The organism is Pseudomonas macauensis, from assembly GCF_047902425.1.
GTDB lineage: Bacteria > Pseudomonadota > Gammaproteobacteria > Pseudomonadales > Pseudomonadaceae > Pseudomonas.
Genome location: NZ_CP138377.1, coordinates 3,288,022 through 3,309,537, shown reverse-complemented (window position 1 = coordinate 3,309,537; position 21,516 = coordinate 3,288,022). Strand labels below are relative to the sequence as shown.

Below are 21,516 nucleotides of genomic sequence, written 5' to 3'. Positions count from 1 at the left end.
TTCGATGGAGCGAGGGAATTTTTCGCCTAAGCGAAAAACCGGATGCAGGGGCAAGACCTTTGGTTACTTTGCGTCGTTTGGCAAAGTGACTCGCCCGAGGGGGCGAAACAAAATCTCCCAACACACACCGAAGCGACGCTGAACACCCGAACAAAAACCAGAATCATCGCTCCTACAGGAAAATTCGTAGCACTCAGGCCAACGGCAAGGTAAAGCAGAACATCGCCCCGCTCGGCTCGACGTTCTGCGCCCAGATATCCCCGCGATGACGGCCGATGATGTTCTTGCACAGCGCCAGTCCTATGCCGTTGCCGCTGACCTTGGAGCTGAAGAAACCGTCGAAGAGTTTCTCCCGTGCGCCGGCGTCGATGCCGCGGCCGCGGTCCTCCACGCAGAGCAGCGCCTTGCCATCGCTGACCCTTGTATGCACGCGCAGCGCGCGGCGTTCGGCCGGCAGCCCGGCCATTTCCTCGATGGCATTGAACGCCAGGTTCAGGATCACCTGGCCGATCAGCACCTTCTCGCAGCTCACCGGCAGCGGCTCGGCGCCAGGTTCCATCTCCAGGCGAACCCCGGCGTCCTGCGCCTTGAGGCTGATGAAGTAGCGGGCCTCGTGCAGCAGGTCGTTGAGGTCGACCACCTGTTCCGCCTGCTCCAGCTTGACCACATATTCGCGCACGCTCTTGATGATCAGCGAGGCGTGCTCGATCTGCCGCACCGCGCTGTCCAGGCCCCAGGCCACCGACGGTTCGACCTCGCCCCGCTGGGCGAGGCGGATGCTGGTGCCTTCGATGAAGTTACGGGTTGCCGCCAGCGGCTGGCTCAGTTCGTGGGCGATGGCCACGGCCATCTCGCCCATGGCGTTGTAGCGTGCCAGGTATTCCAGCTTGCGCTCGCTCTGCCGGCGCGCTTCCTCCGCGCGTACCTGTTCGGTGACGTCGCGGAACAGCAGCAGGTGGCCCTCCAGATCATCCTCGATCTCGATGTGGCGGCAGGTTGCGTGGTGCCAGCGCCACTGCCCGTCGCGCCGCTGCAGATGGTAGTGGACGCTGTACGGCTCGCTGTCGGGAACGTCCAGCGCCAGGCGCGGGGCCAGGCGCTCGCGGGAGGGTTCGTCGCACCAGGCGAGGAAGTTCTCGCCCAGCAGCTCCTGTTCATCGCCTTCCAGCAGGCGTGCCGCCGACTCGCTGAGGAAGCGGATGTCGCCGCCGGGGCCGAGCACCACCACGCCCTCGGCCAGGTCCTGCATGAAGGCGCGCAGACGGCTTTCGGTGCGCTTCAGGTCGCGCTTGACCTGTTCTTCGCGGGAGATGTCGCGGAACTGAACCATCAGCACGTCGCGCTCGGCCAGATGGACCAGGGTGGCGACCGCCTCGGCGAGGATTTCCTCGCCCTGCTTTGAGCGATAGCACCACTCGATGGCGCGCTGGCCGGTGCGCGCCGCGCCTTCCAGCCAGCGCAGACCGACCGAGCGGCGGTACTGCGGCGCGTGCTTGGTCATGTCCGGCGCCTTCAGCGGGATCAGTTCCTCCAGGGTGAAACCCAGCACCGTCAGGGCGGCGCGGTTGGCCCAGAGGATCTCCTTGGTCTGCGCATCGTGCAGGAGGATGCACAGCGGCATGGCTTCGATCAGTTGCTGGAAGTCTTTCTCGGCGGGCTGCATGGCGTGGCTCTCGCGGTGTACCCGCCCGTTATACCCGAGTGGGCATCGGGCGACGCTTGGAATTTACCGTCGCGGGGCTAGGGGAATCCCTTAGTGGCCGGGCTGCACGCCCCAATAGAGGGGCCTCGTCCGGGCTCCCTACACTGGCCTCAATCGCCGCCCAAGCGGCATGGCCCAGAACGAAGAACAACAACGGAGATGACGCCCATGCTGAGCCCAGCCGTCGCCGCAACAGAAGCGCCCCGCGAAGCCGTCGCGGACTTCGAGCAGGTTCTCGACGAGGTGCGTCAGCGCCGCCAGGAATTCGACCTGCGCAGCCACGTCCCGCGCGACATGATCGAGCGCTTCAAGCAGGTCGGCATCTATCGCGCCGCCACCCCGAAATGCTTCGGTGGCTCGGCGATGCCGCCGGCCGAGTTCCTGCGCCTGATCGAGCGCATCTCGGAAGCCGATGGCTCCGCCGGCTGGGTCGCCAGTTTCGGCAGCGCCAGCACCTACCTCGCCGCGCTGCCCAGGGAAAGCCAGGCCGAGCTGTACGCCAAGGGCCCGGACCTGGTGTTCGCCGGTGGCCTGTTCCCGCTGCAACCGGCCGAGCAGGTGGAAGGCGGCTGGAAGGTCACCGGCACCTGGAAATTCGCCAGCGGCTGCAAGGGTGCCGATGTGCTTGGCGTCGGCATCGGTGCCGCCGGCCCTGGCGGGCGTCCGCGCACCGCGCTGCTGCCGGCCAGCCAGGTAGACATCGTCGAGAACTGGGAGGTAGTCGGCCTCAAGGGTACGGGCAGCCACGACCTGCGTCTGGACGGCGTTTTCGTCGAGGACCGCTGGACCTTCATCCGCGGCGGCGAAGCGACCATCGACGAACCTCTCTACCGCTACCCGACCATCGCCTACGCCGCCCAGGTGCTCGCCGTGGTCAACCTCGGCCTGGGCCGCGCCGCGCTGGACGAAGTGACCCGCATGGCCTCCGGCGGTGGCATTACCGGCGCGCCGAAACTGGCCGACCGCGCCTACGTGCGCATCGAAGTGGGCAAGGCGGAAGCCGACCTGCGCGGCGCCCGCAGCTTCTTCTACGACGCCACCGAAGAAGTCTGGGCATCGATCCTCGCCGGCAACCCGGTCACTCCCGAGCAGGTCAGCCTGCTGCGCCTGGCCGCCGTGCACGTATCCCGCGCCGGCGCCGCCGCCGTGCAGCGAGCCTATGGCCTGGCCGGCACCTCGGCGATCTACCTGGGCAACCCGCTGCAGCGCTACCTGCGCGACTCCATGGTGGTCACCCAGCACGCCTTCCTCAGCGACGGCATGTACGACGGCGCCGGCGCGGTGTTCCTCGGCGTGCCGCCGATTCCCGGTTACCTGTAATCGCCCACTACAAGATCAAGGATTTTCAGCATGACCCAAGCCACCCAGGAACCCTTGCGCGTACTGTTTTGCATCGGCATCACGCAGAACTTCTTCGACCTGCCCACCGGCGAAGGCCTCGCCGTGTGGAAGGGCTTCAGCCAGATGATGGGCTCGCTCGGCGCGCTGCCCGGCGTGACCGTGCTCGGCGCGCTGGATGACGACCGCCTGATGGTTGGTGCCTCCACCACCTCGCCGTGGACCGTCTACATCATGGCCGATGTCGACTGCCACCAGACCGTGATCGACGCCTGCAACCTGTTCCGTACCACCCCGGTAAACGAATACAGCCTGTGGAAGTACGCCAAGGTCGAGGCTCGCATCGGCCGACCGCTGACCATTCCCGAAGCCGCGCGGACCTGAGCCATGAGCGATCTGGCGAACCTGCAACGCCGCCTGGCCGTGCTCGAAGCCGAGGGCCAGGTGCGTCGCCTGATGGCGCGCTACATGGACCTCTGCGACGTGCCGCGCAGCCCCCGCGCCAGCGAGGCCGAACTGGCCGCGCTGTTCAGCGAGGATGCGGTCTGGGAAGGCGTCGGCCGCGAGACCGCACAGACCTTCGGCTGCCACCAGGGCTGCGCGGAGGTGGCGGCCTTCGTCGCCGCCTACCTGCCGCCGTCGCCGCACTTCGCGCTGAACCTGCACTTCCTCACCAGCGAAGCGATTCGCGTGGAAGGCGAGGGCGCGCGGGGGCAGTGGCTGATGCAGCAGATTTCCACCTACGAAGGTGGGCGTAGCGAGCTGTTCGGCACGCGCCTGGACATCGACTTCCGCTGCATCGACGGCACCTGGCTGATCAGCCATTTCCGCACTCAGCGCCTGTATCAGCAGCCGCTCGGCGCGGCCCGCGAGGAGCAACCTGCATGAGCGTATTCGTCAGCGAATTTCAGCTTGGCGGCGACGGTTTGCGCGTCGCGATCAAGGACACCATCGACATCGCCGGCCTGCCGACCCGCTGCGGAAGCCGTGCGCTGGCGGACGCCGCGCCGGCAGGACGCAACGCCGAGGTAGTCGACGCGGTGCTGAACGCCGGCTGGCGCATCGTCGGCAAGACCAATCTTCATGAGCTGGCGTTCGGCGTCACCGGCATCAACGACTGGACCGGTACGCCGGGCAACCCGCAGGCGCCGGAACGCGTGCCGGGCGGCTCGTCCAGCGGCTCGGCGGTGGCGGTAGCCGCCGGCCTGGCCGATATCGCCCTGGGCACCGACACCGGTGGCTCGGTGCGCGTGCCTGCCGCCTGCTGCGGGGTCGCCGGCCTGAAACCGACCTATGGCCGCGTCAGCCGCGCCGGCGTGCATCCTGCCGCCAGCAGTCTGGACTGCGTCGGTCCGTTCGCCGCGAGCATGGACCGGCTGATCGCCGCGATGCAGGTGATCTGCCCGGACTTCGGCGACATCGTCGCCCCCGAAGCGGGTGCCCGCGTGGCGCTGCTGGAGGTGGCCGCCGAACCGAACCTGCTGTCGCGTATCGGCGTCGCCGCCGACCGCGCCGGCTGGCGGCGCGACAGCCTGCGCCTGGAGGGCTTCGACGAAGCCTTCGCCGCCGGCCTGACGGTGATCAACCACGAGAACTGGGCGGCCCTTGGCAGCCTGACCGGCAAGGGCCTGCTGGGCGCCGACATCGAGCAGCGCCTGCTGGCCGCCAGCCTCACCGACGCCGTGGCGCTGGCCGAGGCAGAAGCCGTGCGCCGGCGCTTCAGCCAGGCGGTGGATTCGGCCCTTGAGGACTACGACGTGCTGCTGCTGCCGACCCTGCCGGGCCTGCCGCCGCTGCTGCGCGAAGCCCGTGCCGGTGGACGGATGATCGCCGGCCTGACCGCCCTGGTGCGGCCTTTCAACCTCAGTGGCCATCCGGCGCTGACGGTGCCGGTGGAACTGGAAAGCGGCGGGCTGAAGATCGGCCTGCAGATCGTCGGCCGCAAGGGCGCCGACGAGCGCATCTGCGCCTTTGGCGCGCAACTGGAACAAGCACTGGCCGCCGAGCGGCCGGCCAACAAGAAAACGGCTTGAGGAGAAGCGCATGAGCCTTATCGCCACCTCGCGCAGCACCGACGAACTGGTCCAGGGCGACCGCGTCGATGTTTCGCTGTACACCGACCCGGCGCTGTTCGAGGCCGAGATGGAAAAGATCTTCTACCGCACCTGGGTGTGGGTCGCCCACGAGAGCGAAGTTCGCAATCCTGGCGACTTCAAGACCGCCACCATCGGCCGCCGCCCGGTGATCGTGGTGCGCGACAAGAAGGGCAGCATCAACGTCCTGGAAAACCGCTGCCGTCACCGTGGCGCCACCGTGTGCGAGAAGCACAAGGGCAACGCCACCGGCTTTACCTGCCCGTACCACAGCTGGTCCTACGGCCTGGATGGCAAGCTGCGCGCGCTGCCGTATCCGGACGGCTACGAGGACATCCTCGACAAGTCCGAGCTGCCGTTGACCAGCCTGCGCGTGGGCAGCTACGCCGGGATGATCTTCGCCACCTACAACGACCAGGCCGAACCGCTGGAAGACTTCCTCGGCGGTGCCAAGCACTGGATGGACCTGTTCATGAAGCAGGGCGCCGGCTACCCGATCAAGACCCAGGGCGAACACAAGTTCACCTTCAAGGGCAACTGGAAGATCCAGCTGGAGAACACCACCGATGGCTACCACTTCCCCATCGTCCACAAGTCGTGGATGAGCTCGGTGGATGACGAGACCAGCGAGATGCTCTCGTTCATGACCGACCCGCAGGCGGTGACCCACGCCCTGGGCAACGGCCACAGCGTGATGGTGATGGTCCCCGAGCACGTCGACCTCGACCATGACGACGGTACCGAGCAGCTGCAGGAGCGCTTCGCCCACGTCACCGAGGAACTCTCCAGGACCATGCCGCCGGAACAGGTGCGCCGCATCGTGCGTTCGCTGCACGGCGCCGGCTTCAACCTCAACCTGTTCCCCAACGTCGCCATGTCGATGTCGTTCTTCCGCGTGCTGCGACCGATCTCGGTGACCGAGACGGAAATCCGCCACGTGGCCCTGGGCATGGACGGCGGCCCGGAGATCGCCAACCGCGAGCGGATGCGCATCCACGAACACTTCCAGGGCCCGTTCGGCTTCGGCAGCCCGGATGATGCCGAAGCCTGGGACCGCGTGCAGCGCGGCGCGCAGGCCGGCCCGAACGCGCCGATCCTGGTCAATCGCGGCCTGAATCGCGAAGTGACAGCCGAGAACGGCGACAAGGTATCCCACGCCACCGATGAAGGCGGCATGCGCGAAGCCTATGACATGTGGAAAAGGATGATGAGCCAATGAGCACCCTCGACTCCCTGAACGGTCTGTCCGGCCCGCTGGCCCAGGCCATCGAATTCATCTGGCGCGAGGCCGAGCTGCTGGACCGCAAGGCCTATGCCGAGTGGGCGTCGCTGTGGAGCGAGGAGGGCATCTACGTGGTGCCGATCGACCCGGAGACCACCGACTTCGCGGCCAGCCTCAACTACGCCTATGACGACGCCCGCATGCGCGGCCTGCGCATCGAGCGCCTGACCTCCGGCCATTCGCCCTCGGCGGTGGATGCGGCGAAGACCGTGCGCAGCGTCTCGCGCTTCCGCCTGGTGGAAGCCGCCGGCGATGTGGTTGAAGTGAACTCGGCGCAGATCCTCTACGCCTACAAGCGCGGCGTGCACACCCCGTTCGTGGCTGACCTGACCCACCGCATCCGCTTCAGCAACGGCGTTGCCCGCCTGGAGCAGAAGGTGGTGCGCCTGATCAACTCCACCGATGCGCTCGGCGCGCTCGGCTTCCTGCTGTAAGGAGAAAGCCATGTCTCGAGTCGCATTGATCACCGGCGCGTCGCGCGGCCTGGGCGAATGCATCGCCCGCCGCCTGCACGCCGCCGGCTACCACGTGGCGCTGGCCGATGTGTGGCTCGATGCCGTGCAGCGCAACGCCGACCTGCTCGATCCCTCCGGTGAAACGGCCCTGGCCGTCGAACTGGACGTGCGCGAGAAGGCCGACTTCCAGCGCGCCCGCGACCTGCTCGCGGAGCGCTGGGGCGGCTGCGACATCCTGGTGAACAACGCCGGGGTGTCGAAGGTCGCGCCGCTGATGGAGATCACCCCGGAAGAGTTCGACGCCTCGATGGCGGTCAACCTGCGGGGCACCTTCGTCGCGTCCCAGGTGTTCGGCGCGCACTTCGCCGAGCGCGGCTTCGGCCGGATCGTCAACATCGCCTCGCTGGCCGGGCAGAACGGCGGCACCGCCACCGGCGCGCATTACGCGGCAGCCAAGGGCGGCGTGGCGACCCTGACCAAGGTCTTCGCCCGCGAACTGGCCGGGCGCGGCGTGACGGTCAACAGCATTTCCCCCGGTCCCTTGGACCTGCCGGTGGTGCGCGAGACCGTGGCACCGGAGCGTCTGGAGCAGATCCTGCAGATGATCCCGGTCGGAACCCTCGGCTCGCCCGAGTACATCGCCGACACCGTGCTGCTGCTGGCATCCGACAACGCCGCCTCGGTGACCGGCGCCTGCTGGGACATCAATGGCGGGTTGTTCATGCGCTGAGGTTTTGGCGCGGGAGATGGGATTTAAGAGCCCCTCTCCCTAACCCTCTCCCTGAAGGGAGAGGGGACCGTACGGCGCAGGATGACACCGCGGTATCAGCCGGCACGGACTGCTCCCTCTCCCTCCGGGAGAGGGCTGGGGTGAGGGAAAACCCTCGCTCCGTTACCTAACCGACGAACCCGTCCGCTCTCCGAAGGGGCCGGGAAGGGGCCACAGAGCCCGCACCAATGCCTTGCAGGGTGATGCAATGATGAAGGTAAGAATCGAAAGGATCGTCGACGAAGCCCTGGATATCCGTTCCTTCCGCCTCGTGCGCAGTGACGGCCAGCCGTTCGACGTCTATGAGCCGGGTGCCCATGTCGATGTGACCGGCCCCACCGGGGTAACCCGCCAGTACTCCCTGTGCAGCCCGCCGGACGACCGCGTCGCCTACCTGGTGGCGGTGAAGAAGGAGGCCGCCTCGCGCGGCGGCTCCAGCGCGCTGCATGAGCAGGTGAGCGAGGGTATGGAGCTGGAGATGGGTGCGCCACGCAACCTGTTCCGCATCGCCCCCGAGGCGAGCGAGCACGTGCTGTTCGCCGCCGGCATCGGCGTAACCCCGCTGCTCTCCATGGCCTACAAGCTCAACGCCAGCGGCCAGCCGTATCGCCTGCACTATTTCGCCCGCTCGCCGGAGCACGCGGCCTTCTCCCGCCTGCTGGAGAGCGAGGCGTTCGCCGGCAAGGTGGAGTTCCACTACGGCGTCGACCCGGCCGATCTCGATGGCGAGCTGTCCGCCTGTGTGGAGCGGGCCGGCACGGCGGCTCACGTCTACACCTGCGGCCCGGCGCCGTTCATGAGCAAGGTGGTGGAAGTCGCTTCGCGCACACGCTCCGAGGACAACATCCATCTGGAGCACTTCCAGGCGGCCCCGACGGCCAGTTCCGCTCCGGCAGGTTCGTTCGAGGTCGAGCTGGCCAGCTCCGGCGTGGTGCTGCAGGTGCCGGCGGATTCCAGCCTGGTCGACGTGCTGCAGGCCCATGGCTGCGACATCGACACCGAATGCCGCGAGGGCATCTGCGGGACCTGCATCGTCGAGGTCATCGACGGCGAGCCGGACCATCGCGACAACTGCCTGTCGAACAAGGAAAAGGCCGCCAACAAGCAGATCTGCGCCTGCGTGTCGCGGGCCCGCAGTGCGCGGTTGGTGCTGGATCTGTAACGCCCGAGTGAGCCGTGTATCGGCAGCACGGCTCTCGTAGGAGCAACTGTCTTGTCCCGGCTGAATCTGTGCCAGGGCTTTCCGCCTCACCCCAGCCCTCTCCCTCAGGGATAGGGGGCAGTCCGCGCCGACTGACACCAAGGTTTCATCCTGCTCCGAACGGTTCCCTCTCCCCCCTGGGAGAGGGCTAGGGTGAGGCCCGTCCCGAGTGCAGATGTACCTCGTAGAAGCGGACTTCGTCCGCGACGATCTTCGTCGCGAAAAGGCGCAGCGTTAGCCGCCGTGACGTTGAGCTGCGGGACGTCGGCGGGAAGTCACTCCCGCTCCATCCCCTCCCAATCCGTGCCCTGTACCAGCACGTCGCTCAACGCCTGCGCCGCGCTGGAGAGCTTGTGCTCCGCCAGGCAGAACAGCCCGACACGCCGCTCGATGCAGGGTTCGTCGAGGGCCACGCAACGCGCACCCAGTTCCTCCATCTGCTGCCGGCACAGGCGCGGTACGGCACTCACCCCCAAGCCTTCCGCGACCATCCGGCCGACCGTCACCAACTGATGACTTTCGAACGCAACTGGCAAGCGCCCGTGTCGCGAGGCCAGTTTGTCTTCCAGCAGCAAACGCACGGCCGACGGGCGTTGCAGGGTAATGAAGGGCGTTTCCAGCAATTGATCCCAGGTGACCTGGCTGCATTGCCCCAAGGGCGAATCCGCCGGCAGCACGGCGACGAAACGGTCGGTGTAGAAGGGCGTGAATACCAGGCCGTCGAGGCTGTCCGGCTCCAGCGCGATACCCAGCTCCACGCGACGATTGCGCACCATCTCCAGCACCTGCTCGTTGATCACGTCGTGCACGGCCACGTTCACTTTCGGGTGGCGGTCGCGGAAGGTGCGCAGCACGGCGGGCAGCAGGTTGCCGGCGAAGGAGGGCATGGCGGCGATGGAGACCTTGCCCAGTTGCAGGGTGAAGTGCTGGCGCATCAGTTCTTCGGCGTTGTCCCAGTCCGCCAGCAGGCGACGGGCCAGCGGCAGCAGCGTCTCGCCTTCGGGCGTCAGCGCCACGCTGCGGGTGGTGCGCACCAGCAGCTGGCCGCCGAGGGATTCCTCCAGGCTCTTGATCGCCAGGCTCAGCGCCGGCTGTGACAGATGCAGGCGCTCGCAGGCCTGGGCGAAGCTCAGGCTCTGGGCGACGGCGAGGAAGGCGCGCAGTTGCTTGACTGTCATTGATAAGAAAACCGGATCAATCAATTGGAAAAACAAACTTAACAAATCAGTCTGCGCCGGTGAAGCTGCAACCGCTCTCTGACCGGCTGGTCGGACACCCCAAATAAGAAAGAGGCAGCAACATGGCAGGACTCGACAAGCGTGTAGGCAGTTACGAGGAAGCCCTGGCCGGGCTCACCGACGACATGACGGTGGTGGCCGGTGGTTTCGGCATCTGCGGCATCCCGGAAAACCTCATCGCGCAGATCCGCAAGATGGGCGTGAAGGGCCTGACGGTGGTGTCCAACAATTGCGGCATCGACGGCTTTGGCCTCGGCGTGCTGCTGGAGGACCGCCAGATTCGCAAGATGATCGCGTCCTACGTTGGCGAGAACGCGCTGTTCGAGCAGCAGCTGCTGTCCGGTGAACTGGAGGTCGAACTGACCCCGCAGGGCACCCTGGCGGAAAAACTCCGCGCTGGCGGCGCCGGCATCCCGGCCTTCTTCACTGCCACCGGCTACGGCACCCCGGTTGCCGAAGGCAAGGAAGTGCGCGAGTTCGAAGGCCGCCACTACGTGATGGAACGCGCCATCACCGGCGACTTCGCCATCGTCAAGGGCTGGAAGGCCGACCATTACGGCAACGTCATCTACCGCCACACCGCGCAGAACTTCAATCCGGTAGTCGCCACCGCGGGCCGCATCACTGTGGTCGAGGTGGAGGAGATCGTCGAGCCGGGCGAACTGGACCCGACCCAGATCCACACCCCCGGCATCTACGTCGACCGCATCATCCAAGGCACCTTCGAGAAGCGCATCGAAAAGCGCACCGTTCGTTCCTGAGCCCACCGGACAAGAGAGACAAGAAGATGGCATTGACCCGCGAACAAATGGCTCAGCGCGTGGCGCGCGAGCTGCAGGACGGCTTCTACGTGAACCTGGGCATCGGCATTCCGACCCTGGTCGCCAACTACGTGCCCGAGGGCATGGAAGTGATGCTGCAATCGGAGAACGGCCTGCTCGGCATGGGCGCGTTCCCCACTGAAGACGAAGTGGACGCGGATATGATCAACGCCGGCAAGCAGACCGTCACCGCCGTGAAAGGCGCGTCGATCTTCTCCTCCGCCGAATCCTTCGCGATGATCCGCGGCGGCCACGTCGACCTCACCGTGCTGGGCGCCTTCGAAGTGGACGTGCAGGGCAACATCGCCTCCTGGATGATCCCCGGCAAGCTGGTGAAGGGCATGGGCGGCGCCATGGACCTGGTGGCCGGCGCGGACAACATCATCGTCACCATGACCCACGCCTCCAAGGACGGCGAGTCCAAGCTGCTGGAGCGCTGCTCGCTGCCGCTGACCGGCGCCGGCTGCATCCGCAAGGTGCTCACCGATCTGGCCTACCTGGAAATCGAGGACGGCGCCTTCATCCTGCGCGAGACCGCGCCGGGCGTGAGCATCGCCGAGATCGCCGAAAAGACCGCCGGCCGCCTGATCGTGCCGGACGATGTGAAGGAAATGACTTTCTGACTCACTGATACCCTGTAGGAGCGAGCTTGCTCGCGAACGCTCTGGCTTGGGTGCCTCAGTCGGTTCGCGAGCAAGCTCGCTCCTACAAAGTCCGACCGCCCCGGAGAATTCAGATGCAAGACGTCGTAATTGTTGCCGCCACCCGTACCGCCATTGGCGCCTTCCAGGGCAGCCTGGCGAACATTCCCGCCCATGAGCTGGGCAGCCTGGTCATCCGCTCGCTGCTTGAGCGCAGCGGCGTGAAGCCCGAGCAGATCGACGAAGTGATCCTCGGCCAGGTGCTCACCGCTGGCGCCGGGCAGAACCCCGCTCGCCAGGCTTCCATCGGCGCCGGACTGCCGGTGGAAGTGCCGGCCATGACCATCAACAAGCTCTGCGGCTCGGGCCTGAAATCGCTGTTCCTCGGCGTCCAGGCCATCCGCTGCGGCGACGCCGACGTGGTGATCGCCGGCGGCCAGGAAAGCATGAGCCTTGCACCCTACGTGCTGCCCAAGGCCCGTACCGGCCTGCGCATGGGGCACGCCGAGCTGCAGGACACCCTGCTGCGCGACGGCCTGGTCGACGCCTTCAACGACTACCACATGGGCATCACCGCCGAGAACCTGGCGGAAAAGTTCGGCATCAGCCGTGAGGCGCAGGACGCCTTCGCCGCGCAATCCCAGCTGAAAGCCGCCGCTGCCATCGAAGCCGGTCGCTTCAAGGACGAGATCACCCCGGTGCTGATTCCGCAGCGCAAGGGCGACCCTCTGTCCTTCGACACCGACGAGCAGCCGCGCGCCGGCACCACCGCCGAGTCCCTGGCCAAGCTCAAGCCGGCGTTCAAGAAGGATGGCACCGTCACCGCCGGCAACGCTTCTACCCTCAACGACGGCGCCGCCGCCGTGCTGCTGATGAGCGCCGAGCGTGCACGCAGTCTGAACCTCCCGGTCCTGGCACGCATCCAAGCCTATGCGAGCAGCGGTGTCGATCCGTCGATCATGGGCATCGCCCCGGTCACCGCCACCCGTCGTTGCCTGGAGAAGGCCGGCTGGTCGCTGGACGAGGTCGAGCTGATCGAAGCCAACGAGGCCTTCGCCGCCCAGGCGCTGTCGGTCGGCAAGGAGCTGGGCTGGAACGCCGAGAAGGTCAACGTCAACGGCGGCGCCGTAGCCCTGGGCCACCCCATCGGTGCCTCGGGCTGCCGCGTGCTGGTCACGCTGCTCCACGAAATGCTGCGCCGCGATGCCAGGAAAGGTCTGGCGACCCTGTGCATCGGTGGCGGCCAGGGCGTCGCCCTGGCACTGGCGCGCGACTGACGGCCGCGCGCAACGCGTTATTGGCGAGTTCCGGGCCTGGTTCCCCGACCGGCCCGGTCAGCGTGATGGGAGGTGGCGACACCGACAGACGGCATCACGGTTGAACGGGCCAGGCGATGTTCCCCGGCATCCGCCAAGGTCCTTGCGTCACCGCCCGGCCCCACGCAGGCCGGGCGGTTTTTCATTCCAGAACGGGCATGTCACAAGCGCCCTTCGACGATGAACCATTACAAGAACAACGAGGTAGACCCTTATGAATTCCCACGTGCACACCTCCGGCACGGCCTTGCAGGACAGCCGCTCCGCGCGCTTCGCCATGGCCTGTTCCAACTGGGCCGAGCGCTGGTTCCCCGACTCCTGGGTGTTCGCGGCCCTCGCGGTGCTGATCGTCAGCGTCGCCGCCCTGGCCATGGGGGCGCCGGCCACTGCCACGGCCAAGGCCTTCGGCGATGGCTTCTGGAGCCTGATTCCCTTTACCATGCAGATGGCCTTCGTGGTCATCGGTGGCTATGTGGTGGCCAGCTCCGGCCCCGCCTCCCGACTCATCGACCTGTTCGCCCGCGTGCCGAAGAACGGCCGCTCGGCGGTGGCCTGGGTCGCGCTGATCTCCATGACTGCATCGCTGCTCAACTGGGGCCTGTCCCTGGTATTCGGCGGCCTGCTGGTACGCGCCCTGGCGCGCCGCGAAGACCTGAAGATGGACTACCGCGCCGCCGGCGCCGCTGCCTACCTGGGTCTGGGCGCCGTATGGGCGTTGGGGCTGTCGTCCTCCGCCGCGCAGCTGCAGGCCAACCCGGCCAGCCTGCCGCCGTCGATCCTGGCGATCACCGGCGTCATCCCATTCACCGAGACCATCTTCCTCTGGCAGTCGGGCGTGATGTTGCTGGCCCTGGTGCTGGTATCGCTGGTCATCGCCTACATGACCGCTCCCGGCGCCAGCAGCGCCCGTGACGCCAAGGCCTGCGGCGTGGACGTCAGCTTCGCGGCGCCGAGCACGCCCAAGCCGAGCCGCCCGGGCGAGTGGCTGGAGCACAGCCCGCTGTTGATCCTGCTGCTGGTGGCGCTGGCTGCCGGTTGGCTGGTCAACGAGTTCAGCACCAAGCCGGCGATCCTGGCGATTTCCGGCCTGAACACCTACAACCTGCTGTTCATCATGGTTGGCGCGCTGCTGCACTGGCGCCCGCGCAGCTTCCTCGACGCCGTGGCCCGCGCCGTGCCGACCACCACCGGGGTGCTGATCCAGTTCCCGCTGTACGGCTCCATCGCGGCGATCCTCACCACCGTGAAAGGCGGCGACGGCTCGACCCTGGCGCACCACATCTCCACCTTCTTCGTGCAGATCGCCTCCCACGACACCTATGCGCTGCTGATGGGCGTGTACTCCGCCGTGCTGGGTTTCTTCATCCCTTCCGGCGGTGGCAAGTGGATCATCGAGGCGCCCTATGTGATGCAGGTGGCCAATGACCTGCAGTTCCACCTGGGCTGGGCGGTGCAGATCTACAACGCCGCCGAGGCGCTGCCGAACCTGATCAACCCGTTCTACATGCTGCCGCTGCTGGGCGTACTGGGCCTGAAGGCGCGCGACCTGATCGGGTTCAGCTTCGTGCAGTTGCTGGTTCACGTGCCGCTGGTGCTGTTCCTGCTCTGGGCGCTGGGCACCACCCTGCAATACCTGCCACCGGTACAGCCGTAGCCACGCGCTCGGCGCTGGGGACGGCGAGCCCGGATGTCTTTTGGCATTCGGGCTTTTTTATGGGGGATGCTTTGGTATATGGCCAAGCTCGATCAGGGCGATGCGGCGGGCGAGGCGGGGTGTTATGTAATGGAGAGCTTGAGCGATCGGTAGGAGCGGACTTTGTCCGCGATGCTTTTGCTTTTCGTAGGGCGAATAATGCCTAAGGCGTTATCCGCCGTCTTGTTCGGTGTTTCCGCGCCGCTTCGGCGTGTGTTGATGTATTTGGTTTCGCCCCCTCGGGCGACCTACTTTGCCAAACGACGCAAAGTAGGCAAAAGTCTCTGCCCCTGCATCCGGTTTTTCGCTTAGGCGAAAAATTCCCTCGCTCCATCGAAGTTTCAGGGGCACGCGTCGACGGGCCATCCCTGGCCCAACGACGCTCTCGCGGCATCCATGCCGCTCAACCCCTGAAACTCCGATTCCACTCGGCCTCCTGAAGGGGCGCTCCGGAGTGCGCGGATGTTTCTCTGGAAGTCCTCAATAGCCAGAGCCAATGCGGGGGCACGGCGCCCGTAGGAGCGGACCTTGTCCGCGAAAGCCATCGCGGCGAAATCCGCGCTGACAGGGCAGCACCCGGGTTTGTCGCCAACCTGTAGGAGCGAGCTTGCTCGCGAACCACGGCTAATCGCGGACGGAGTCCGCTCCTACAAGAGCCACATGTATCCGTAGGAGCGGACTCCGTCCGCGATGCTCTTGTAGGGCGAATAACGCGCAGCGTTATCCGCCGTGATGGGTTTCGCTTCGCTCTACGCCATCCTACGAAGCACACCCACAGTCCCCGGCGCGCGCAGAGTCCCGTCAGGAGGCCGAGTGGAGGTATTGCGCAGAGGGGCGAGTGGGATGGATGCCGCGAGAGGACTAGGCGTCCCCGCTAAGAGGGCCAGGGATGTCCCTTCTACGCCGCCCCTCGGAGCAATGCCGGAGCGAGGGAAACGGAGCGAAGCGAAGTAACAGCCGAAGGCTGGCCCGAAGGGTGAGCGAAGCGAATCAGTCCGGCGAAGCCGGACCCGGATGCCGGGACGAGCCTTCTTGGTTACTTCTTTGGGGGGCGGCCTTCCGACGTTTGAAAGCAGTAACTCGCCCGAGGGGGGCGAAACAAGAAATATCCGAGCACGCCGAAGCGGCGCAGGAACACCCAACCCTAAAACGGCAGATAACGCCAGAGGCTTTATACGCCCTACGTTCCCGCTCATGCCCTGCGTAGGAGCCGACCTAGAACCCACTCTCCCGCAACGCCACCGCCAGCAGCCGGGTAACACCTTCCCCCAGCCAACTGCGCCGCGCTCCATCGATCTGCAGGTGCCCCCGCGTCTCGTGCAGGTTCGGCGGAGCCGCATCGAGCTTCACCAGCACATGGAACAGCGCCGGGTTGGGCACCAGCGCCTCGCCCTGGGCGTTGACGTTCAGCGGGCCGCCGTAACGCGAGGCGAGCATCGGTTGCTCCAGCTGGCTGACGCGGGTGGTGCCGATCAGCACTACCTGGCCGTCGATGGCGCTCGGTACGCCTTCGGGGTAGAAGCGCACATGGCCGCCGTCGGTGAGGCGCTGCACCTCGTCCTGCTTGACGTAGGCGTCCACCAGCCAGGAGCTCGGGTCGACCAGCACGCCGATGGGCTCGCGGGTGTTGATCCACTGGCCGGCCTTCCACTCCGGGTTCACGTCCATCCAGCGGCCGTCGAAGGGTGCCTGCAGCGTGAGGCGGGCCATCTCGTTGCGGGCGGCGCGGGCTTGCTGGTATTCGACGCCCAGGCGCTGGCGGGTGACGGCTTCCTCGGAGAGCCCCGACGGGTCGGCGAGCATGCCGGCCAGACGGCCTTCGTAGCCTCGGATGCTTGCCTCGCTGCCGCGTACCTTGGCGGCAATGTCGGGTTCCTCCATCACCGCCAGGGTCTCGCCTCTGGCTACTGCGCCGCCGGGGCGCACGTCGCGCAGCAGCGCAGGGAAGGGCGCGTAGACGTGCAACTGCTGCGCCGCGCGGGCCACGCCCATGGCGTGCACCTGGGTACGCCAGGGCACCGCGAGCAGGAGCAGCACCGCGGCGAGAATCCCCAGGAACACCACCTTGCGCCGCGACTTCACTTCCGCGCGGCGCTCCCACCAGACCTTGAGTTCGCGCCACACGGGCTGAACGATGAACCAGCTGATTTCCACGGCGAACAGGAAGATCCCCAGCAGTTTGAAGAAGAAGTAGTAGACCGCCACGGCGATGCCGAGGAACAGCAGCAGGCGATAGACCCAGGTACCGAAGGCGAAGGCCACCAGCAGGCGGCGCTTGCCGGTGGGAAAGTGCTCCGGCCAGGGCTCGTCCAGCCCCAGCAGGTTGCGTCGCAGGGTGGTGCGGGCCAGGGCGCCGGCGCGTTCGTGCAGGTTGGGGAAGTCCAGCAGGTCGGAGAAGATGAAGTAGCCGTCGAAGCGCATGAACGGGCTGGCGTTCAGCGCCAGGGACAGCGCCCAGCTGGTGGTCGCGAGGTACAGCAGGGCATTGCGCAGCGGGCCCGGATCGGCCAGCGCCCAGCCCAATGTCGAAAGCCCGGCCAGGCCCAGTTCGGTGACGATCCCCGCGCTGGCGATCGCCAGGCGCTGGCGGTTGCTGCGCAGCTTCCAGCTTTCCCCGGTGTCGGTGTAGAGCATCGGCCACATCACCACGAAGGCGACGCCCATGTGCGCCACCTTCAGCCCCAGCCGCGTCGCCACCAGGGCGTGTCCCATCTCGTGCAGCGTCTTGGCCACCACCAGGGCGGCGGCGAAGCTGAGCAGCCCTTCGAAGGAGAAGGACTCCACCACGTCATGGGTGAAGGTGTCCCACTGGTGCGCCACCAGCACGATGCCGGCCAGGCTCAGGAGCAGCACCAGCAGCGCCACGTAACGGTTGAACAGCCAGTCCAGGCTCCCGGCGATGGCGCGCAGGAAGCGCTGCGGGCGGATCAACGGAATGCGGAAGAACAGGTAGTGGTGCAGCCACCACTTCCAGGTGGTCCACTGGTTGCCTTCGCTGCGGGCCTGCAGGCGTGCCAGGGCTTCGGGGCCCGAGCGCAGCAGCTGGTGGTGTTCGAGGAACTGGCGAAAGCCCAGCACCTGTTCGGCGTCGGGGTTGAGCGCGGTCTGCTCGGCGATCTGCTCGCTGATCTGCCGGGGCGTCTGCTCCCAGCGCAGCAGGCATTCGAACTCCAGCCAGCCGATGCGATAAAAACGGTTGAGCACGCTGTCCTGGATCACCCACACCGGCTCGCCGTCCGGGCCGGGGGCGGCTTCGGACAGGCGCAGGTCGTCGCGCAGCGGCGGGGTGGGCAGGTCTTCGACGGCGACGTCCATCACCAGCCCGTCCAGGCGCGCAGCGAGGCCAGCGGGCGGCGCAGCAGGTAGTAGCCGAGCACCACTCGCTCGCCATAGAGCTTGGCCGTGCCGTGCAGGCCGAGGCGGGCGTGGGGCGGGGCGTTCTCGACACTGGCCAGCAGACGGTAGGAGGCCACGCCTTCGTCGCTGGGCTTGGCCTGGTAGCTGGTTTCGAGGATGGCTCCGTGCAGCGGGTCGAGGGGGTAGGCGGTGAGAAACAGGGCAACTTTCGCTCCCGGTTCCAGGGCGATGGCGTCGGCCACCGGCAGCTGGATGCGCATGCCCGGTTCGCTCGGGTCGGCCACCTGGAGGATGCGCTCGCCGGTGACCACCGGCTTGCCCAGCCAGTCGTTGGGGTCGCTGTACACGGCGACGCCGGCGCGCGGCGAGAGTACCCGGGTGCGCGCCAGTTGCGCCTGCACGGCGGCCAGTTCAGCGCGGCGCTGGCGGGCGCGGCCGTCGAGCACCGTCAGTTCGCTCTTGCTCTGCGGGTTGTCGAAGGCACGCTGGCTGGCGGCCATGAGTTCGGCATCGGCTACCGCGACTTCCTTGGCCAGTACTTCGGCGCGGCTGCGCAGGGTGGTTTCGTCGAGTTCGAACAGGGGTGTGCCGACGTCCACCGGCTGGTTGGGCCGCACCAGCATCCGCGCGATCACCCCGTCGATGGGTGAGCTGATCGCCTGGGCGTTGCGCGAGACCACTTCGGCCGGCGCCAGGGCGGTCTGCCGTACCGGGACCAGCAGCAGCGCGCCGAGAGCGATCGCACCAATGAGCAGTTGGCGTTTGCTCGGTCGCCAGAAGCGCAGGCGCGGGCGCGGACCGAAGGCGGCCCAGGCGTGCGCCCAGGTCTGCCAGATGCCTTGCAGCAGCGGTTGCAGGTTGCGCGCGGGGGCTTCGTCGAGGAGAAACAGCACCAGCCCCTGGCGTTGCCCAGCGCGGTCGTGCAGGGGCACGCACCAGAGCCCGGCGGGCCACCACTCGGCCCAGCCTTCGGCGATGTCCGGCGGCGGATCGAGGGCCTCGCGGGCGAGCCAGGCCGGGGCGGTGTCGGGCAATTGCGCGGCGACCCACTGGCTGGCGCGTTCCAGCCAGACCAGGTAGGGCGAGTCTTCCGTGGGCTTGGCCAGGCCGGAGACGGCCAGCAGCTCGTTGCGCATGTCGTGGCAGGCGAACACCAGTGCCTGGTGGAAGCGCAGCAGCGGGAACAGATCGTTGGCGATGCTGAACGCCAGGGCGTTCAGCGAGTCGGCCGCCAGCGCCCGGTCGCGTACGTTGGCCAGGCTCAGCAGCAGCTGGGGTGGAGGCAGCAGCTCACTCATGGCTTTCGGGGAAGCGCGCGACCCCACTCATGCCGGCGATCAGTTCGGGGTAGCTGGCATCCAGCTTGGCCTCCAGTTCCACGGTCTGCGCTACGGCGTCGACCCGCGCGTTGATCGCGCTGACCTTGGCCGGGTAGAGCTTGCCGGTTTCGTGGATGTCCACCTGCAGCGGCATGCCCGGTTGCAGGCGCGGCAGCAGGGAGGAGGGCACGTTGAGGCGGACCTTCAGGGCGCCGTCGCTGACCAGGTCGAACAGCGGCGTGCCGGCGGAGACGGTCTGGTACGGCTTGACGTAGACCTTGGCGATGCGCCCGGAGAAGGGCGCGTCGACCAGGCAGTAGCCGGCCTGGGCGCGGGCCAGGGTGAGGGCGCCATCGGCCTTTTCCACCTCGGTGTTGGCCATGGCCACTTCCAGATCGCCCACGGCGTCGAGCTTGCGCAGGTTGCGCTTGGCCGCGAGGTTGGCGCGGGCCATGTTCAGCTCGGCGGCGGCGACCTTGGCGCGGGCGTTCACTTCGGTGCAGCCCAGCTGGGCGAGCTGCGCGTCCTTGGCAACCTTCTCGCCGAGGCTGGCCTTGAGCGCGCCGAGGGTGCCGTTCATCTGCGCGGAGAGGGTGGTTTCCAGGTCGGAGACCAGCAGCACGCGGATCGCCCCCGGATCGTTGTCCGGGGTCGTCGGCAGGGTGGCGCTGGCGTCGGCAGCCAGCGCCGGGTGCAGGAACACCAGGCAGAGCGGGAGGAACAGGTACGACGATTTACTGCGCAGGTGCGGCATTGGCGCTTCCTTCCTGACTACCAAGGCCACTGCTGGCCAGAAGGTTGGTGCTGGATTGCTGTTCGAGGGTGCGCTGGATTTCCCGCGCGAGGGTCTTCACGTCGTGGTTCTCGATTTCCTTGGGCATCACTTCGAAGCCTACCGAGTTGTACAGCCGGCCCCAGGCGGCCTGGGCGTCGGAGTAGGCGGCCTCCCGTTGGTAGCGCGAGAGCAGGTAGCGGCCTTCGGCGCGGATCAGCTCCAGCTCGCTGCCCAGGGCGGCGCCACGGGCGGACTGGGCGTAGTCGAGCAGGCTCTTGTCAACCCGCAGGCTTTCGTCGGCGAATTCCACCTCCTGGCGCGCCAGTTGGTAGCGCAGCAGGCCGACGCGGACCTGGGTGAGGATGGCCATGGACAGCGCGGTGCGGCGCATGTCGTCGGTCTTCTCCTGGCTCTCCTCGGCGGCCTTGATGTCCGGGTACTGCAGCAGGCGCAGCAGGTTCATCGAAATCTGGACGCCGGTCTGGTTCCAGTCGTTGTTGTAGAGGTACTTGTTGGAGTCGTACTCGTAGCCGTAGTTGAAGCTGATGTTGGGCCACAGCTGCGCCTTGGCGATCTTCAGATCGTTCATGTCGACGCGCTTGCGGTACCACTCTTCCATGATCTCCGGGCGGTGCTCCAGGGACAGGCGCTCCAGCTGGTCGGTGTTGTTGGTCACCAGCGGCAGCGGCTGCTCGCTGACGTCGGCGAGCACCATCTTGGTGTTGGGCGGCAGCGACATCAGGGCGGCCAGTTCGGCGCGGGCGAACTCCAGGTCCTGGCGGCGCACGGTGAGCATGTACACCGAGTCTAGCAGGGCGCGCTGGTAGGCGAGGATATCCTGGCGCGGCAGCAGGCCCTTGCCCTCGGCCTCGCGGGCGGAGGTCAGGGCGCGGTGGGTGCGCATCAGCAGGCCGTCCACTTCCGGCAGCAGGCGCTGGGCGCCCAGGGCGCGCCAGTAGGCGTTGCGCACGTCCTGCAGGACGTTCTGCGCGACCTTCTCGCGGCGCTCTTCGGCCATCAGCATCTGGTCGTTCTTCTGCTGGGTGCGGTAGTAGGCGACGCCGAAGTCCAGCAGGCTCCACGACAGGCCGAGGCTGTACAGCGTGCGGTAGCGCTCCTCGGAGGTGGAGGGTCGCAAGCTGACCTGGCGGTCCTCGATGCCGATGGAGGTGCCGCCTGAGTCATTGTTGCGCCCGGCGTAGCCGGCGGAGGCCACCACGCGCGGCAGCATCTCGTGACTGGTGACGTCGCGCAGGTCGGAGGCCAGCGCGCTTTCCAGCAGCTTGAGGCGATAGTCGAGGTTGTATTTCAACGCGCGGGCCGAGGCTTCGTAGAAGGTGATCGGCCCGTTCACCGGCTCCTGTTCCTTGTACATCCGCGCCTGGTCTTCGATGACCCGCTGGCGCATCTCGTCCTGGGTGTAGGGCTTGGGCTCGAACTGCGAGCAGGCGGCCAGCAGTACGGTACTGGCGATCGTGGCGCTCAGGCATTTCAGGGCGTATGCGGGCATGTTCAG

The 21,516-nt window shown here is 67.0% G+C and carries 18 protein-coding genes; 12 read left to right on the top strand and 6 right to left on the bottom strand.

Translation table 11 applies throughout. From position 1 onward, the window contains the following. Positions 1-193: 193 nt before the first annotated feature. A complete protein-coding gene (locus SD196_RS15180; RefSeq protein ID WP_331319471.1) occupies positions 194-1,663 on the bottom strand; it encodes a PAS domain S-box protein in 1,470 nt (489 codons plus the stop codon). A 207-nt stretch (positions 1,664-1,870) separates the two neighbouring features. Between SD196_RS15180 and SD196_RS15175 the strand changes: the two genes are divergently transcribed. From SD196_RS15175 to SD196_RS15140, 8 genes are all read left to right on the top strand, one after another. Continuing rightward, positions 1,871-3,022 carry an acyl-CoA dehydrogenase family protein gene (locus tag SD196_RS15175; RefSeq protein WP_370601570.1) on the top strand — a complete coding sequence of 384 codons (1,152 nt, stop codon included), beginning with the start codon at positions 1,871-1,873 and terminating at the stop codon, positions 3,020-3,022. Positions 3,023-3,052: 30 nt separating this feature from the next. Continuing rightward, positions 3,053-3,424, top strand: a complete 372-nt coding sequence (locus SD196_RS15170) for a hypothetical protein (protein ID WP_207887365.1) — start codon at positions 3,053-3,055, stop codon at positions 3,422-3,424. Positions 3,425-3,427: 3 nt separating this feature from the next. Further along, a complete protein-coding gene (locus tag SD196_RS15165) occupies positions 3,428-3,928 on the top strand; it encodes a nuclear transport factor 2 family protein (RefSeq protein ID WP_370601571.1) in 501 nt (166 codons plus the stop codon). Beyond that, positions 3,925-5,073: an amidase gene (locus SD196_RS15160; protein WP_416310349.1), complete on the top strand. Its 1,149-nt coding sequence runs from the start codon at positions 3,925-3,927 to the stop codon at positions 5,071-5,073. The genes SD196_RS15165 and SD196_RS15160 overlap by 4 nt, the downstream gene beginning before the upstream one ends. Positions 5,074-5,083: 10 nt before the next feature. After that, positions 5,084-6,352 (top strand): aromatic ring-hydroxylating dioxygenase subunit alpha, encoded by a 1,269-nt coding sequence (locus SD196_RS15155; protein ID WP_331319467.1) that lies wholly within the window; start codon positions 5,084-5,086, stop codon positions 6,350-6,352. Next, a complete protein-coding gene (locus SD196_RS15150) occupies positions 6,349-6,849 on the top strand; it encodes an aromatic-ring-hydroxylating dioxygenase subunit beta (protein ID WP_331319466.1) in 501 nt (166 codons plus the stop codon). The genes SD196_RS15155 and SD196_RS15150 overlap by 4 nt, the downstream gene beginning before the upstream one ends. A gap of 10 nt (positions 6,850-6,859) precedes the next feature. Continuing rightward, entirely contained in the window at positions 6,860-7,600 is a 741-nt protein-coding gene (locus SD196_RS15145) for an SDR family NAD(P)-dependent oxidoreductase (protein ID WP_416310348.1), read from the top strand. Positions 7,601-7,847: 247 nt separating this feature from the next. Further along, the gene (locus SD196_RS15140; RefSeq protein WP_371228040.1) at positions 7,848-8,801 is read left to right on the top strand and encodes a PDR/VanB family oxidoreductase; all 954 of its coding nucleotides are present in this window, start codon (positions 7,848-7,850) and stop codon (positions 8,799-8,801) included. Positions 8,802-9,115: 314 nt separating this feature from the next. Here SD196_RS15140 and SD196_RS15135 read toward each other — a convergent pair whose 3' ends face one another. Beyond that, positions 9,116-10,018: a LysR family transcriptional regulator gene (locus SD196_RS15135; RefSeq protein ID WP_371228038.1), complete on the bottom strand. Its 903-nt coding sequence runs from the start codon at positions 10,016-10,018 to the stop codon at positions 9,116-9,118. Between the two features lie 122 nt (positions 10,019-10,140). On the opposite strand from SD196_RS15135, the gene SD196_RS15130 reads away from it, so the two are divergent. From SD196_RS15130 to SD196_RS15115, 4 genes are all read left to right on the top strand, one after another. Next, positions 10,141-10,839, top strand: coding sequence for a CoA transferase subunit A (locus SD196_RS15130; protein WP_275611633.1), 699 nt, complete (start codon positions 10,141-10,143; stop codon positions 10,837-10,839). Positions 10,840-10,865: 26 nt separating this feature from the next. Beyond that, positions 10,866-11,522, top strand: coding sequence for a CoA transferase subunit B (locus tag SD196_RS15125; RefSeq protein ID WP_275611634.1), 657 nt, complete (start codon positions 10,866-10,868; stop codon positions 11,520-11,522). 113 nt (positions 11,523-11,635) lie between these two features. Beyond that, complete coding sequence (locus SD196_RS15120) at positions 11,636-12,817, top strand: acetyl-CoA C-acetyltransferase (RefSeq protein ID WP_275611635.1); 1,182 nt, start codon at positions 11,636-11,638, stop codon at positions 12,815-12,817. 253 nt (positions 12,818-13,070) lie between these two features. After that, entirely contained in the window at positions 13,071-14,510 is a 1,440-nt protein-coding gene (locus tag SD196_RS15115) for a short-chain fatty acid transporter (protein WP_275611636.1), read from the top strand. Between the two features lie 1,254 nt (positions 14,511-15,764). On the opposite strand, the gene SD196_RS15110 is transcribed toward SD196_RS15115, so the two are convergent. The 4 genes from SD196_RS15110 to SD196_RS15095 are packed head-to-tail and all read right to left on the bottom strand — an operon-like array spanning position 15,765 to position 21,510. Next, entirely contained in the window at positions 15,765-17,864 is a 2,100-nt protein-coding gene (locus tag SD196_RS15110) for an HlyD family efflux transporter periplasmic adaptor subunit (protein ID WP_416310347.1), read from the bottom strand. Continuing rightward, entirely contained in the window at positions 17,864-19,204 is a 1,341-nt protein-coding gene (locus SD196_RS15105; RefSeq protein ID WP_416310346.1) for an efflux RND transporter periplasmic adaptor subunit, read from the bottom strand. The genes SD196_RS15110 and SD196_RS15105 overlap by 1 nt, the downstream gene beginning before the upstream one ends. Beyond that, positions 19,197-19,979, bottom strand: coding sequence for an efflux RND transporter periplasmic adaptor subunit (locus tag SD196_RS15100; protein WP_416310345.1), 783 nt, complete (start codon positions 19,977-19,979; stop codon positions 19,197-19,199). The genes SD196_RS15105 and SD196_RS15100 overlap by 8 nt, the downstream gene beginning before the upstream one ends. Then, complete coding sequence (locus SD196_RS15095) at positions 19,960-21,510, bottom strand: TolC family protein (protein ID WP_416310344.1); 1,551 nt, start codon at positions 21,508-21,510, stop codon at positions 19,960-19,962. Before SD196_RS15095 ends, SD196_RS15100 begins: the two co-directional genes overlap by 20 nt. Positions 21,511-21,516: the final 6 nt, after the last annotated feature.